Origin of the sequence: Pseudomonas migulae, from assembly GCF_024169315.1 — a bacterium.
Taxonomy (GTDB): domain Bacteria; phylum Pseudomonadota; class Gammaproteobacteria; order Pseudomonadales; family Pseudomonadaceae; genus Aquipseudomonas; species Aquipseudomonas migulae_B.
This window is the reverse complement of the sequence record NZ_JALJWR010000001.1, coordinates 3465789-3480013: the sequence shown is the minus strand read 5'-3', so window position 1 is coordinate 3480013 and position 14225 is coordinate 3465789. Positions and strand designations below refer to the sequence as shown.

Here is a 14225-nt window from a genome sequence, read left to right as displayed (position 1 = left end):
CGCTTAATCCACAACGGAGAATAACAATGCAAAAAATCACGTTGATCGGCTGCACCCTCGGCCTGCTGCTAGCCAGTCAGGTCCAGGCCAACGAAGCGCCGCTGACCGGCACGCTGAGCAAAGTCGCCAATGCCAAGAGCATCACGCTGGGCTATCGCGACGCGTCGGTGCCGTTCTCCTACGTAGGTGATCACACGGGGCAGCCGATGGGCTATTCGGTGGACCTGGCGAGCAAGATTGTCGAGCGCATCAAGCAAAAGCTTGAACTGCCGGGTCTGCAGGTGAAGTACAACCTGGTGACCTCGCAGACGCGCATTCCGCTCGTGCAGAACGGCACGGTCGACCTTGAGTGCGGTTCCACCGGCGTGACCGCCGAGCGCATGCAGCAAGTGGCGTTTTCCTACGGGTTTATCTACGTGAAGGGTCAGCTGCTCACGGCGAAAGACAGCGGCATCAAAAGCTTCGCCGACCTGCGCGGCAAGAACGTCGTGACCACCGCGGGCACCACCAATGAGCGGTTTCTGAAGAGCTACAACATCGATCACAAGATCGATATGTTCGTGATCAGCGCCAAGGACCATGGCGAAGCCTTCCAGATGTTGCAGTCAGGTCGGGCGGCGGCGTTCTACATGGATGACGCGCTGCTTTACGGCGAACGCGCCAAGGCTCGCGATCCGCATAACTGGGTTGTGGTGGGTGAGGAGCAGTCGCGGGAAATCTACAGCTGCATGGTCCGCAAGGATGATCCGCAGTTTCTTGCGTTGGTGAATTCGACCCTTGCCGATCTGTACAGCTCGGGCGAGATCAACGGTATCTACAACCGCTGGTTCCAGCAGCCGATTCCGCCCAAAGGCCTGAACCTGGAATTCCCGATGACCAGCGAGCTGAAAGCAATCATCGCCAAACCGGTGAGTGATCCGGTGCAATAGCTGCTGAATGATCGTTCCCACGCGCGTGGGAACGATCAGTACGCGGTCTCCTGTGGGAGCGGGCTTGCCCGCGAAGAGGGGTTAGAAGTCGCCCCACAACTGCTGGGCCACCGCCAACGCCACCACCGGCGCGGTTTCGGTGCGCAGCACGCGAGGGCCGAGGCGGGCGGCGTGAAAACCGCCAGCCTTGGCCTGCTCGACTTCAGCGTCGGACAACCCGCCTTCCGGGCCGATCAAAAACGCCAGCGTCGCCGGTTTCGCATGGCTCACCAGCGGCTCGGCCACCGGATGCAGCACCAACTTCAATTCTGCCTGGGTCTGCTTCAACCAGTCCGCCAACAACAGCGGCGGATGAATCACCGGCACCCGTGACCGCCCGCACTGCTCGCACGCGCTGATTGCCACCTGACGCCAATGCAGCAGGCGTTTGTCGGCGCGTTCGTCCTTCAGCCGGACCTCGCAGCGGTCGCTGAAGATCGGGGTGATTTCAGTCACGCCCAGTTCAGTGGCTTTCTGAATCGCCCAATCCATCCGCTCGCCACGGGACAAGCCCTGGCCGAGATGAATCTGCAGCGGTGATTCGACCTGACCGGCGAAGCTTTCATCGATCTGCACCACGACGCGCTTCTTGCCGACCTCCACCAGCGATGCGCGAAACTCATGGCCCGAGCCGTCGAACAATTGCAACGCATCGCCCTCGGCCATGCGCAGCACGCGGCTGATGTAATGGGCCTGGGCCTCGGGCAACTCGTGCTCGCCGGTGCTCAGGGGGGCGTCGATAAAGAAGCGGGACAGTCTCATGCTGGGTCTCTAAAAATTGGATCGAAGTTGCTTTTGTGGCTGCTGACTCTTTGTGGCGAGGGGATTTATCCCCGTTGGGCTGCGAAGCGGCCCCAAAAATGGCACTGCTGCGCAGTCCAACGGGGATAAATCCCCTCGCCACAGATAAATCTCCCTCACCACAGGATTTGCATCAGGCTTTAGCCTGGATCACGGAAGTCGGGGTGGAAGTCTTTTGGCACCGACACGCTGACGCTATTGCGAGTCGCAATGTCGATCCCCTCACTGGCCACTTCCGCGAGGAAGTCGATCTGCTCCGGCGTGATCACGTACGGCGGCAGGAAATACACCACGCTGCCCAGCGGTCGAAGTAAAGCACCGCGCTCCAACGCATGCTGGAACACCTTCAAGCCACGACGTTCCTGCCACGGATAAGCTTCCTTGGTCGCCTTGTCCTTGACCATCTCGATGGCCAGCACCATGCCGGTCTGACGCACTTCCGAGACGTTCGGGTGATCGGCCAAATGTGCGGTAGACGAGGCCATGCGCTGCGCCAACGCCTTGTTGTTCTCGATGACGTTGTCTTCTTCGAAGATATCCAGCGTCGCCAATGCCGCCGCGCACGCCAGCGGGTTGCCGGTGTAGCTGTGCGAATGCAGGAAGGCGCGCAGGGTCGGGTAGTCGTCGTAGAACGCGCTGTAGACGTCTTCAGTCGTCACACAGGCCGCCAGCGGCAGATAACCGCCGGTGAGGGCCTTGGACAGGCAGAGGAAGTCCGGGCGGATGCCGGCCTGCTCACAGGCAAACATGGTCCCGGTGCGGCCGAAGCCGACGGCGATTTCGTCGTGGATCAGGTGCACGCCATAACGGTCGCAAGCTTCACGCAGCAGCTTCAAATAAACCGGGTGATACATGCGCATGCCACCGGCGCCCTGAATCAGCGGCTCGACGATCACCGCCGCGACGGTGTCGTGGTTCTCTGCGAGCGTCTGTTCCATCGCGGCGAACATGTTGCGTGAATGCTCTTCCCAGCTCATGCCGTCGGGGCGCAGGTAGCAATCCGGGCTCGGCACCTTGATGGTGTCCAGCAGCAACGCCTTGTAGGTCTCGGTAAACAGCGGCACGTCGCCCACCGACATCGCCGCCATGGTCTCGCCGTGGTAGCTGTTGGTCAGGGTGACAAAACGCTTTTTGTTCGGCTGGCCGCGGTTGAGCCAGTAGTGAAAGCTCATTTTCAGCGCGACTTCGATGCAGGACGACCCGTTATCGGCGTAGAAGCATCGGGTCAGGCCTTCCGGCGTCATCTTCACCAGGCGCTCGGACAACTCGATCACGGGCTGGTGGCTGAAACCGGCGAGGATCACGTGTTCCAGCTGATCGACCTGATCCTTGATGCGCTGGTTGATGCGCGGGTTGGCGTGGCCAAACACGTTGACCCACCAGGAGCTGACCGCGTCGAGGTAGCGTTTGCCTTCGAAGTCTTCCAGCCACACGCCTTCACCGCGCTTGATCGGGATCAGCGGCAGTTGTTCGTGGTCTTTCATCTGGGTGCAGGGATGCCACAGCACCGCAAGATCGCGTTGCATCCACTGATTATTCAGGCCCATGTTCAGTCTCCTCGAGGCGTTACGTGACATGCGCGGACATACAATCGCGCAAGCCTATGCAATGCATCGCGCAGGAACAACCCATTGTGTCGATTGAGCTACTTTGTATAGGGCGATAGACGTCGCTGGCGGCCCAATGATGGCTAACGTATTCTTCGCGGTTCTTTGAGTCGTCTGACTCGCAAAACTGTTTTTCCTACGTGTATTTCCGGAGTTCGCTGAATGTCTGCTGGTTGGCTGCGCGCCTGTGCGCTGGTGATGTTGGGGCTGTTCAGCGTGTCTGCGCTGGCCAAGGATAAGACGGCAATCGTGATCGGCGGCGGGCTCTCGGGCCTGACGGCGGCATACGAACTGCAGAACAAAGGCTGGCAGGTCACTTTGCTGGAAGCCAAACCAAGCCTGGGCGGCCGTTCCGGGATGGCCACCAGCGAGTGGATCGGCAACGACAAGACCCAGCCAGTGCTGAACAAATACGTCTCGACGTTCAAGCTGAGCACCACGCCAGCGCCTGAATTCGTTCGTACCCCGAGCTACCTGATCGACGGCGTGTATTACACCGCGGCCGACCTGGCGACCAAGGAGCCGGCCACCGCCGATGCCCTCAAGCGCTACGAAAAGACTCTCGACGATCTGGCTCGCTCCATTGAAGACCCGCAGAACCCCGCGGCGAACAGCACGCTGCATGCCCTGGATCAGATCAACGTCTCCAACTGGCTCGATCGACTGACGTTGCCGGCCACGGCCCGTCAATTGATCAATCAGCAAATTCGTACCCGTTATGACGAACCTTCGCGCCTGTCGCTGCTGTACTACGCACAACAGAGCCGGGTTTATCGCGGTGTCTCCGACCGTGACCTGCGCGCCTCGCGCCTGCTCGGCGGCAGCCCGGTACTGGCACAAGCCTTCGTCAAACAACTGAAAACCATCAAGACCAGCTCCCCGGTGTCGGCCATTACCCAAGACAAGGATGGCGTGACCGTCAAAGTCGGCAGCGTCGGCTATCAGGCTGACTACGTCGTGGTCGCCGTGCCATTGCGCGCCCTGAACAAGATCCAGATGACCCCGGCGCTGGATGCCCAGCACATGGGCGCCATCAAAGGCACCAACTACGGTTGGCGCGACCAGATCATGCTGAAGTTCAAGACGCCGGTATGGGAAAGCAAGGCGCGCATGTCCGGCGAGATCTACAGCAACACCGGCCTGGGCATGTTGTGGGTCGAGCCTGCCTTGAAGGGCGGCGCCAACGTGGTGATCAACCTGTCCGGCGACAACGCGCGCGTGATGCAAGCGTTTGGCGACAAGCAAATGGCCGATCAGGTGCTGATTCGTCTGCACGCGTTTTATCCACAGGCGCGCGGTTCGTTCACCGGTTATGAAATCCGTCGCTACAGCACCGACCCGTCGATGGGCGGCGCTTACCTGGCCTTCGGCCCGGGCCAGATCAGTAAGTACTGGCGCCTGTGGGAGCGCCCGCTGCAGCGCGTAGCGTTCGCTGGCGAACACACCGACACCTTGTACCCAGGCACGCTGGAAGGCGCGTTGCGCACGGGTCAGCGGGCGGCCAGTCAGGTTGAAGACCTGGCGGCGGGCAAGTCGTTTGAACCGGCGAAGGTTGTTCCGGCAGCGACGGCTGTAGCGGCCGGCGCGGTGGCGGCGAAGAAGGGCAACTTCTTCAGCAATCTGTTTGGTGGTTCCTCCGATGAGGACAAGAAGCCGGAACCGGTCAAGGCTCCCGAGCCGGTAGCACCGCCAGCACCGGCGCCAGCTCCAGTGGCCACCCCGGCGCCTGCGCCAGTGGAAGCGCCGAAGCCTGCAGCACCGGTGAAAGCCGAGCCTGCCAAGAAGGCTCCGGCCAAAGCACCGGCGAAAAAGCCTGCTGCCAAAACCGAAGCCAAAAAAGCCCCGGCCAAAGCCCCGGCGAAAAAAGTTGAAGCGGCGAAGAAGCCAGCGGCCAAGCCTGCTGTGGCCGATACCAAAGCGCAGTAAGCTTTGGGATTAAAGAAACGCGGCAGAAATGCCGCGTTTTTTTATGCCTGAAGAAAGAACGAATAAATCTCACAGCGCAGGTGTTCTTGATTTGGACGTCATCTTTTTTCACACATTGGTCTTTAATCTTTCCTTAACTCACCCATTTCAGACTCTTGATCGTATTTCTCGATATTTCAAAGCGAAATTTTCCGCTTTAAATCGATAGATAACTCGATAGTCTTGGTCGCAGTTCTCACAGGATTTGGGCATGCAGCTACGTAACTCTTCTTCCCGCTACGGTTGGGTCAGCGTTTTCATGCACTGGGGCGTGGCGCTGGCGGTCTTCGGTCTGTTCGCACTGGGCTTGTGGATGGTCGGTCTCGACTACTACAGCACCTGGCGCAAAGACGCGCCGGACCTGCACAAGAGCATTGGCCTGGTGCTGTTTGCGGTGATGTTGCTGCGGGTGCTGTGGCGCTATGTCAGTCCGCCCCCGCCGACACTCGACAGCTACAGTCGACTGACGCGCATCGGCGCGAAGTTTGGCCATTCGTTCCTGTACCTTGGCCTGTTTGCTGTGATGATTGCCGGTTACCTGATTTCCACCGCAGACGGTGTCGGGATTCCGGTGTTTGGCCTGTTTGAAGTTCCTGCGCTGGTGTCCGGACTACCGGACCAGGCAGACACCGCCGGTGTGATTCATCTGTATCTGGCGTGGGTGCTGGTAATTTTTTCCGGTCTCCATGCGTTGGCAGCATTGAAGCACCACTTTATCGATCGTGATGCGACCCTCACTCGTATGCTGGGCCGCAAAGCCTGAAGTTCAACCTCGACTCCAAAGGAATAGAAAGCATGTTGAAAAAGACCCTCGCCGCTCTGGCAATCGGTTCTGCCCTGCTGTCCGCCAACGTGATGGCAGCTGACTACGTCGTCGACAAGGAAGGCCAGCACGCCTTCGTTGACTTCAAGATCAGCCACCTGGGCTACAGCTTCATCACCGGTACCTTCAAGGACATCGACGGCAAGTTCAGCTTCGACGCTGCCAAGCCTGAAGCCAGCAAGATCGAGTTCAACGTGAACACCGCCAGCGTGTTCACCAACCATGCCGAGCGCGACAAGCACATCGCCAGCGGTGATTTCCTGAATGCGAGCAAGTTCGCCAAAGCCACGTTCGTGTCCACCAGCGTCAAATCCACCGGCAAAAACGCCGCGGGTAAAGACACTGCGGACGTGACCGGTGACCTGACCCTGCTGGGTGTGACCAAGCCAGTCGTGGTCAAGGCCACTTTCCTGGGTGAAGGCAAGGATCCATGGGGCGGCTACCGTGCCGGCTTCGAGGGCACCACCAGCATCAAGCGTTCCGATTTCGGCAAGCAGAAAGACCTGGGCCCACAGTCCGACGCGGTCGAGCTGTACGTTTCGTTTGAAGGTGTGAAAGCGAAGTAACTTTCGCCGCTAAAACAAAAACGCCCCCGATCTCACGATTGGGGGCGTTTTTTATTGCCTGCCAAAAAACGGCATGACCACCACAAATCCACTGTGGGAGCGGGCTTGCTCGCGAATGCGGTTGAACATTCAATATTGATGTCGACTGATCCGCCGCCTTCGCGGGCAAGCCCGCTTCCACTGGGTTTTCATTTGTCCAAAAAAATGCCCCGGTTCTGGCGAACCGGGGCATTTTTATGGCTGGGAAAACCTCAGCGATTGCGAGTCAGCAATGCTGGCTTCTCACCACGCGGACGGCCTGGCAGTTGATCAAGTTGCTCAGGAGTCGGGAAACGATCGGTTTTCGACTCCTTGTGAATGATCTTCGGTGCCGGACCGCGCGGGTTTTGCACGGCTGGTTCCGAACGCGGCTGGTCGTCACGGGCCGGGCGGCGGTTGCGGCCTTCTTCGCGACGGGCCTGACCGTCACGCGGGGCGCCGTTGCGCGGACCACTGCGCTTGGCCGGCGGGGTGCCGGTGGTGGCGCCGTCGCTGCTGCGCGGGCCACTTTGACGACCCTGCGGTTTGCCACCGGTGCGCGGAGCACCTGCACCAGCGGTCGTGCCTTGGGCCGGAGCACCCGGACGACGACCACGGCCCTGAGCCGGTTTGGCTTGAGGCACGTAGTCGACGCGGTTACCGAAGTTATCGATATCGTCGTCCAGGAACTCGTCCGGAGCACGGTCAGCGGCAGCGCGTGGCGCCGGACGCTGTTGCTCGCGAGCCGGCGTGCCTTCGCGTGGTTTCTGCTCACGGGCCGGACGATCGCCACGGCCAGTGGCTGCAGGTTTTTCCTTGCCGCCCTTGTCCTTGCCTTTGTCTTTACGACCGCCGCCACCGCCGCTGCCGTTCGGACCGTCGCCGCGCGGGCCACGTGGGTTGCGCGGGTTACGCACATCCGGACGCTCGCGGACTTCCGGTTTCTCGGCTTCTACAGCGCTGGAATCGAAGCCCATCAGGTCGCCGTCGGCGATTTTCTGCTTGGTCATGCGTTCGATGCTTTTCAGCAGCTTTTCTTCGTCCGGAGCGACCAGCGAGATGGCCTCGCCCGAACGACCGGCACGGCCGGTACGGCCAATGCGGTGAACGTAATCTTCGTCGACGTTCGGCAGTTCGAAGTTGACCACGTGTGGCAACTGGTCGATGTCGAGACCGCGCGCGGCGATGTCGGTGGCAACCAGGATGCGCACTTCACCGGCCTTGAAGTCGGCCAGGGCTTTGGTGCGCGCGTTCTGGCTCTTGTTACCGTGGATCGCGACGGCGGTGAGGCCGTGTTTGTCCAGGTATTCGGCCAGACGGTTGGCGCCGTGCTTGGTGCGGGTGAACACCAGCACCTGTTCCCAGGCGCCTGCGGTGATCAGGTGCGCCAGCAGCGAACGCTTGTGGTTGGCCGGCAGGCGGAATACGCGCTGTTCGATGCGCTCGACCGTGGTGTTCGGCGGCGTGACTTCGATGCGTTCCGGGTTGTGCAGCAGCTTGCCGGCGAGGTCGGTGATGTCCTTGGAGAACGTCGCCGAGAACAGCAGGTTCTGACGCTTGCTCGGCAGGCGAGCCAGGACCTTCTTCACGTCATGGACGAAGCCCATGTCGAGCATGCGGTCGGCTTCGTCCAGCACGAGGATTTCCACGTGGGACAGATCGACGCTGCCTTGGCCGGCGAGATCGAGCAAGCGGCCAGGGCAGGCCACCAGCACGTCAACACCACGGGACATGGCCTGAACCTGAGGGTTCATGCCGACGCCGCCGAAGATGCAGGCGCTGACGAACTTCAGGTCACGGGCGTAGACCTTGAAGCTCTCGTGGACTTGAGCCGCGAGTTCGCGAGTCGGGGTCAGGACCAGTACGCGCGGTTGGCGCGGGCCGTGACGCTGGGATTTGTCCGGGTGACCGCCTGGAAACAACCGTTCCAGAATCGGAAGGGCGAAGCCGCCGGTTTTACCAGTACCTGTCTGAGCCGCAACCATCAGGTCGCGACCTTGCAACACGGCGGGAATGGCCCGCTGTTGCACCGGAGTAGGCTCGGTATAGCCCGCTGCCTCGATGGCGCGGACTAAAGCCTCGGAGAGACCGAGGGAAGCAAAGGACATGAGTAATCCTGTTTTAGTTAGGGCTTGGCCCAATGGGAGTCTTGCCTGGCGCGAATGGCGTTTAAGAGGAACGCAATCCCGTCCGGTCCTGCTGGGGCTTGAAAGCTCGTCTGGAGCGCTCGCGCGGGCTGAAAAGCTGCGCCGTAGCGGGGTCGAGATGCCTTGAACAAGTCCGAGCGTCCGGGCGTGAGCCTGGCGGGAAGGCCGGAGTATAACAGAGCAATCACTGCGCGCCGCTTTCCTGCTGCTCAACGGTTTTTCCGCGGATGGCGGTGGCCGCGGCGGCTTTCGTGCTGACTGCCGGATCGGCGCCATAGCGGGCACTCAGTTCGGCGTAGGCGGGCTCGCGCTTGAATCGCTTGAGTTCGGCGCCGAAGCGTTGCACCAGCAAGTCCATGCCCGCATTGCGGCGCACGGCCAGGAACTGGCTTTGTTGGCTGATGACCGTGGGGTTTTCGCTGATCTGGTCGCGGATGTTCAATTCGTCGAGCAAATGCTGGCCGACCCGGCGATCGGTGATCAGCAGGTCGATCCGTCCGCGCACCAGTTTGCCGAAATTGGCTTCATGGGTGGGCGCCGGTTCGCGAGTGAACAGGGTCGATTCGCGAAAGTCCGTGCTGTACAGATAGCCCGGCGAGGTGCCGATGGTCAGGCCTTTCAGGTCCTCGAGGGTGCGAAACGGATGAGGTCGTTCGTTGGCGTAAAACATCACGAACTCGACTTCCGAGAGCGGTTCGCTGGGGTAGAGCAGGGTGGCGTCACGCTCTGCGCTGTGAAAAATATCCAGCGCGCCATCGGCCTGGCCGGTTTCGAGCATCGACAGGCAGCGTTTCCACGGCAGGAACTGCCATTCGACTTCGATCCCCAGCCGCTTGAAGACGATGGCCGTGGTTTCGTAATCCAGGCCCAGTGATTTGCCGTTTTCCTCGTAGACGTAAGGCGCCCACGGTTCCGTGACAATGCGAAGCTTCTCGCCCCGAGCGGCGAAGCTCAGGCAAGTGAAAACCAGCACGGCGATTAACTGCGGGATCAGAGGCATGGGCCTGAGATTACGACGAGAAACGGGAAAGAGCCAGAAACCGGCTGCAGATGCTCTATCTCCGTGTGTTGCATCACAATAAAAGCGCGCTGAACGCAAAAGATCGCAGCCTTCGGCAGTTCCTACAGGGATTACACATTCCCATGCAGGAGCTGTCGCAGGCTGCGATCTTTTGATCTTGCTTGTAACGGTGTTTAGCGCGGCAACTTCAGGTTGTTCCACACCGCCAGACTCGCTTCAGCCTGGTTCAGTGTGTAGAAGTGCAGCCCTGGAGCGCCACCTTGCAGCAGGCGTTCACACATCTCGGTGATGACTTGTTCACCAAAGCGTTGAATGCTTTGGATGTCGTCGCCGTAGGCTTCCAGTTGCTTGCGGATCCAGCGCGGGATTTCCGCACCGCAGGCATCGGAGAAGCGCGCGAGCTTGCTGTAGTTGGTGATTGGCATGATCCCCGGCACGATCGGGATGTTCACGCCCAGCGCCCGTACACGCTCGACGAAATAGAAGTAGCTGTCGGCGTTGAAGAAATACTGAGTGATCGCACTGTCGGCGCCAGCGTTAGCCTTGCGCACGAAGTTGGCGATATCGTCCTCGAAATTGCGCGCTTGCGGATGCATTTCCGGGTAAGCGGCAACTTCGATGTGGAAATGATCGCCGGTCTCTTCACGAATGAATTCAACCAGGTCATTGGCGTGGCGCATTTCACCGCTGGCCATGCCCATGCCCGAAGGCAGGTCACCGCGCAGGGCAACGATACGCTTGATGCCGGCTGCCTTGTATTGCGCCAGCAGGCCGCGCAGGTCGTCCTTGCTGTCGCCTACGCAAGACAGATGCGGTGCGGCAGGAACTTTGACTTCGCTTTCAAGCTGCAACACGGTGTTGAGGGTTCGATCACGGGTCGAACCGCCAGCGCCATAGGTGCAGGAGAAGAAATCGGGGTTGTACGTGGCCAGCTGACGAGCAGTGGCGAGCAGCTTTTCATGCCCAGCGTCGGTCTTCGTAGGGAAGAACTCGAAGCTGTAGCGACGGTCTTGGGACATGGGAATACCCTTGAAAACGCGTAAGCCTGTGAGGCGTGCACATCCCATGTGGGAGCGGGCTTGCTCGCGAAAGCGGCGGGTCAGTCAGCAATAATGTTGAATGATCAACCGCCTTCGCGAGCAAGCCCGCTCCCACAAGGGAGAGCAGGCAGCAGTTCCAATCAGTAGCGGTAAGCGTGCGGCTTGAACGGACCTTCAACCGTCACGCCGATGTAGTCGGCCTGGGTCTTGGTCAGTTGAGTCACAACACCGCCGAAACCGCGGACCATTTCCAGGGCCACTTCTTCGTCGAGTTTCTTCGGCAGTACTTCAACGGTCAGGCGCTCGGCTTTCTGGGCTGGCGACAGGTCGGCGTACTTCTGGCCGAACAGGAAGATCTGCGCCAGAACCTGGTTGGCGAACGAACCGTCCATGATGCGGCTTGGGTGACCGGTGGCGTTACCCAGGTTAACCAGACGGCCTTCGGCCAACAGGATCAGGTAGTCGTCGTTCTGGGCATCGAATGCGCCAGGACCGGTACGGTGGATCTTGTGAACCTGTGGCTTCACTTCTTCCCATGCCCAGTTCTTGCGCATGAAAGCGGTGTCGATTTCGTTGTCGAAGTGGCCGATGTTGCAGACAACAGCGCGTTTCTTCAGGGCTTTGAGCATGTTTGCATCGCAAACATTGACGTTGCCGGTGGTGGTCACGATCAGGTCGATCTTGCCCAGCAGGGCTTTGTCGATGCTGGCTTCGGTGCCGTTGTTGATACCGTCGATGAACGGCGAAACCAGTTCGAAACCGTCCATGCACGCTTGCATGGCGCAGATCGGGTCGACTTCGGAAACCTTGACGATCATGCCTTCCTGACGCAGGGACTGAGCGGAGCCCTTGCCCACGTCACCGTAACCGATGACCAGCGCTTGCTTGCCGGACAGCAGGTGGTCGGTACCGCGCTTGATCGCGTCGTTCAGGCTGTGACGGCAGCCGTACTTGTTGTCGTTCTTGCTCTTGGTCACCGAGTCGTTGACGTTGATGGCCGGGATTTTCAGCTCGCCCTTGGCCAGCATGTCCAGCAGGCGGTGAACGCCGGTGGTGGTTTCTTCGGTGACGCCGTGGACGCGGTCCAGGATCGCCGGGTATTTCTTGTGCAGCAGCTCGGTCAGGTCGCCGCCGTCGTCGAGGATCATGTTGGCATCCCAAGGCGCGCCATCTTTCAGGATGGTTTGCTCCAGGCACCACTCGTACTCTTCTTCAGTCTCGCCTTTCCAGGCGAAAACCGGGATACCGGCAGCAGCGATGGCGGCAGCGGCCTGGTCCTGAGTCGAGAAAATGTTGCAGGACGACCAGCGCACTTCGGCACCCAGGGCAACCAGGGTTTCGATCAGCACGGCAGTCTGAATGGTCATGTGGATGCAGCCGAGGATTTTCGCGCCTTTGAGCGGTTGCTCGGCGGAGTACTTGCGGCGCAGACCCATCAGGGCTGGCATTTCGGATTCAGCGATGATGGTTTCGCGACGGCCCCAGGCAGCCAGGGACATGTCGGCGACTTTGTAATCGTTAAAATCTGCAGGCGTGATAACAGCGCTCATGATGAGCCTCCATTCGTAATGTATGCGAATGGGCGCCGTTGTGCGTTTAGTGTCTGGCCGTGGCCAGGCAACGCCCCATCCGAGCCTGACAGGTCGAACCTGCTGCAGCGCCCCTCGGACAGGTGGCGGGAAAACGGTATCAATGGAACGTTACCGTTTTGAAACGGGGGCGATTATAGCGGGCTATGCTGATCTTCCAAAGCCTTTCTGCAGGTCAATGTCCGAACGGTAATCGAGACCATAGTCGATGCTTAATAGAGCTCTAGTCCGGGCTCTGCCATGATGGACGGCATCAATCGGCAAGACGGTCAGGAGTGAATATGAATTTCCACACCCGCAAATGGGTAAAACCCGAAGACCTCAACCCCAACGGCACGCTGTTCGGCGGCAGCCTGTTGCGCTGGATCGACGAAGAAGCGGCGATCTACGCCATCGTCCAGCTGGGCAATCAGCGCGTGGTCACCAAGTACATTTCCGAAATCAATTTTGTCAGCGCCTCGCGCCAGGGCGACATCATCGAACTGGGCATCACCGCCACCGAGTTCGGCCGTACGTCGATCACCCTGACCTGCGAAGTGCGCAACAAGATCACCCGCAAGAGCATCCTGACGGTGGAGAAGATGGTCTTCGTCAACCTCGGTGAAGACGGCCTGCCCGCGCCCCATGGCCGGACCGAGATCAAGTACGTCAAAGATCAGTTTCAGGATGATGGCATCCGCGAGTAATGCTGGCTCCTACAGAACGCTCCCGGCCCCCACGTGTCGTACCTACAAGACACGCCAAGGTTCAGGAGCTTCAATGGACACGCAAAAAGAAGGCAAGACCCCCGACCTCTCGGCGAAAGAGCAGCACGAAGTCGACAAGAATCAGCCTCCGCGCGCGGCGGTCCTGCATGAAATCATCCGCACTCAGGGCGATCAGGAGCTTGAACGCAGCATCGCCGCGCTCTGGTGGTCGGCCCTCGCCGCCGGCCTGACCATGGGACTCTCGCTGATGGCCATGGGATTGCTCAATTCCCGCCTGCCCGACGCCGAAGGTTTCAAGGTCATCGCCAGTTTCGGCTATTGCGCCGGTTTTCTCGCGGTGATCCTCGCCCGCCAGCAACTGTTCACCGAAAACACCCTGACGGCCGTACTGCCGATCATGAGCAAGCCGACTCTGGGTAACTTCGGCCGGTTACTGCGATTGTGGTCGGTGGTGTTGGTGGGCAACCTCTGCGGCACCTTGCTGGTGGCGTATGTGATGCTGCATCTGCCGATTTTCGACAGCAAGACCGACCTGGCCTTCCTCGACATCGGCCGCAAGGTCATGGAAAACGATGCCAGCCAGATGTTCGCCAAGGGCATCGTCTCGGGCTGGATGATCGCGACCATGGTCTGGATGATCCCGTCCATGGAGAGCGCCAAGATGTGGATCATCATCCTTATCACCTACTTCATGGCGCTGGGGGACTTCACCCACATCGTGGTCGGTTCGGCCGAGGTTTCGTATCTGGTGTTTGCCGGGGAACTGCCGTGGAAGGACTTCTGGCTGGTGTTCGCCGGGCCGACGCTGGTGGGGAATATCATCGGCGGCAGTTTTATTTTTGCGCTGATCAGCCATGCGCAGATTCGCAGTGAAAGCGGCGCGCCGAAAGAGAAGGGAAGCGAAGCCAGGCCGACCGCTGACGAGGACGTCAGGCGATAAGGCCGAGGCGAGGTATCAATTCGCTCGGCCTGC

12 protein-coding genes and 1 riboswitch are annotated in these 14225 nt (G+C 59.9%); of the genes, 6 read left to right on the top strand and 6 right to left on the bottom strand.

Features of this window, described 5'->3' with window-relative positions; genetic code table 11:
- Nucleotides 1-26: 26 nt before the first annotated feature.
- Nucleotides 27-929, top strand: a complete 903-nt coding sequence (locus tag J2Y86_RS15915; RefSeq protein WP_253433167.1) for a transporter substrate-binding domain-containing protein — start codon at nucleotides 27-29, stop codon at nucleotides 927-929.
- An 81-nt stretch (nucleotides 930-1010) separates the two neighbouring features.
- On the opposite strand, the gene J2Y86_RS15910 is transcribed toward J2Y86_RS15915, so the two are convergent.
- Entirely contained in the window at nucleotides 1011-1730 is a 720-nt protein-coding gene (locus J2Y86_RS15910) for a 16S rRNA (uracil(1498)-N(3))-methyltransferase (RefSeq protein ID WP_253433164.1), read from the bottom strand.
- A gap of 179 nt (nucleotides 1731-1909) precedes the next feature.
- On the bottom strand, nucleotides 1910-3316 hold the full coding sequence (locus J2Y86_RS15905) for an adenosylmethionine--8-amino-7-oxononanoate transaminase (RefSeq protein ID WP_253433161.1): 1407 nt from the start codon (nucleotides 3314-3316) through the stop codon (nucleotides 1910-1912).
- Between the two features lie 222 nt (nucleotides 3317-3538).
- On the opposite strand from J2Y86_RS15905, the gene J2Y86_RS15900 reads away from it, so the two are divergent.
- From J2Y86_RS15900 to J2Y86_RS15890, 3 genes are all read left to right on the top strand, one after another.
- Nucleotides 3539-5302, top strand: a complete 1764-nt coding sequence (locus tag J2Y86_RS15900) for a flavin monoamine oxidase family protein (RefSeq protein ID WP_253433158.1) — start codon at nucleotides 3539-3541, stop codon at nucleotides 5300-5302.
- A 250-nt stretch (nucleotides 5303-5552) separates the two neighbouring features.
- Nucleotides 5553-6104 carry a cytochrome b gene (locus tag J2Y86_RS15895; RefSeq protein WP_253433155.1) on the top strand — a complete coding sequence of 184 codons (552 nt, stop codon included), beginning with the start codon at nucleotides 5553-5555 and terminating at the stop codon, nucleotides 6102-6104.
- A 32-nt stretch (nucleotides 6105-6136) separates the two neighbouring features.
- A complete protein-coding gene (locus tag J2Y86_RS15890) occupies nucleotides 6137-6730 on the top strand; it encodes a YceI family protein (protein ID WP_133835621.1) in 594 nt (197 codons plus the stop codon).
- Between the two features lie 251 nt (nucleotides 6731-6981).
- Here the strand turns inward: J2Y86_RS15890 and J2Y86_RS15885 are convergent, their stop codons facing one another.
- From J2Y86_RS15885 to ahcY, 4 genes are all read right to left on the bottom strand, one after another.
- Complete coding sequence (locus J2Y86_RS15885) at nucleotides 6982-8856, bottom strand: DEAD/DEAH box helicase (protein ID WP_253433152.1); 1875 nt, start codon at nucleotides 8854-8856, stop codon at nucleotides 6982-6984.
- 223 nt (nucleotides 8857-9079) lie between these two features.
- Nucleotides 9080-9895: a substrate-binding periplasmic protein gene (locus J2Y86_RS15880; RefSeq protein WP_253433149.1), complete on the bottom strand. Its 816-nt coding sequence runs from the start codon at nucleotides 9893-9895 to the stop codon at nucleotides 9080-9082.
- A gap of 194 nt (nucleotides 9896-10089) precedes the next feature.
- Nucleotides 10090-10935 (bottom strand): methylenetetrahydrofolate reductase [NAD(P)H], encoded by an 846-nt coding sequence (metF, locus tag J2Y86_RS15875; RefSeq protein ID WP_253433146.1) that lies wholly within the window; start codon nucleotides 10933-10935, stop codon nucleotides 10090-10092.
- Between the two features lie 161 nt (nucleotides 10936-11096).
- The gene (gene ahcY / locus J2Y86_RS15870) at nucleotides 11097-12506 is read right to left on the bottom strand and encodes an adenosylhomocysteinase (RefSeq protein ID WP_253433143.1); all 1410 of its coding nucleotides are present in this window, start codon (nucleotides 12504-12506) and stop codon (nucleotides 11097-11099) included.
- 23 nt (nucleotides 12507-12529) lie between these two features.
- Nucleotides 12530-12628: riboswitch (S-adenosyl-L-homocysteine riboswitch) on the bottom strand.
- 198 nt (nucleotides 12629-12826) lie between these two features.
- On the opposite strand from ahcY, the gene J2Y86_RS15865 reads away from it, so the two are divergent.
- Nucleotides 12827-13231 carry an acyl-CoA thioesterase gene (locus J2Y86_RS15865; RefSeq protein WP_065938148.1) on the top strand — a complete coding sequence of 135 codons (405 nt, stop codon included), beginning with the start codon at nucleotides 12827-12829 and terminating at the stop codon, nucleotides 13229-13231.
- Between the two features lie 73 nt (nucleotides 13232-13304).
- Nucleotides 13305-14192: a formate/nitrite transporter family protein gene (locus J2Y86_RS15860; protein WP_253433140.1), complete on the top strand. Its 888-nt coding sequence runs from the start codon at nucleotides 13305-13307 to the stop codon at nucleotides 14190-14192.
- The last annotated feature ends 33 nt before the right edge of the window (nucleotides 14193-14225 follow it).

Coding starts and splice junctions, on each gene's coding strand:
- J2Y86_RS15915 (WP_253433167.1), top strand. CDS start 27: ATGCAAAAAATCACGTTGATCGGCTGCACCCTCGGCCTGCTGCTAGCC.
- J2Y86_RS15910 (WP_253433164.1), bottom strand. CDS start 1,730: ATGAGACTGTCCCGCTTCTTTATCGACGCCCCCCTGAGCACCGGCGAG.
- J2Y86_RS15905 (WP_253433161.1), bottom strand. CDS start 3,316: ATGGGCCTGAATAATCAGTGGATGCAACGCGATCTTGCGGTGCTGTGG.
- J2Y86_RS15900 (WP_253433158.1), top strand. CDS start 3,539: ATGTCTGCTGGTTGGCTGCGCGCCTGTGCGCTGGTGATGTTGGGGCTG.
- J2Y86_RS15895 (WP_253433155.1), top strand. CDS start 5,553: ATGCAGCTACGTAACTCTTCTTCCCGCTACGGTTGGGTCAGCGTTTTC.
- J2Y86_RS15890 (WP_133835621.1), top strand. CDS start 6,137: ATGTTGAAAAAGACCCTCGCCGCTCTGGCAATCGGTTCTGCCCTGCTG.
- J2Y86_RS15885 (WP_253433152.1), bottom strand. CDS start 8,856: ATGTCCTTTGCTTCCCTCGGTCTCTCCGAGGCTTTAGTCCGCGCCATC.
- J2Y86_RS15880 (WP_253433149.1), bottom strand. CDS start 9,895: ATGCCTCTGATCCCGCAGTTAATCGCCGTGCTGGTTTTCACTTGCCTG.
- metF (WP_253433146.1), bottom strand. CDS start 10,935: ATGTCCCAAGACCGTCGCTACAGCTTCGAGTTCTTCCCTACGAAGACC.
- ahcY (WP_253433143.1), bottom strand. CDS start 12,506: ATGAGCGCTGTTATCACGCCTGCAGATTTTAACGATTACAAAGTCGCC.
- J2Y86_RS15865 (WP_065938148.1), top strand. CDS start 12,827: ATGAATTTCCACACCCGCAAATGGGTAAAACCCGAAGACCTCAACCCC.
- J2Y86_RS15860 (WP_253433140.1), top strand. CDS start 13,305: ATGGACACGCAAAAAGAAGGCAAGACCCCCGACCTCTCGGCGAAAGAG.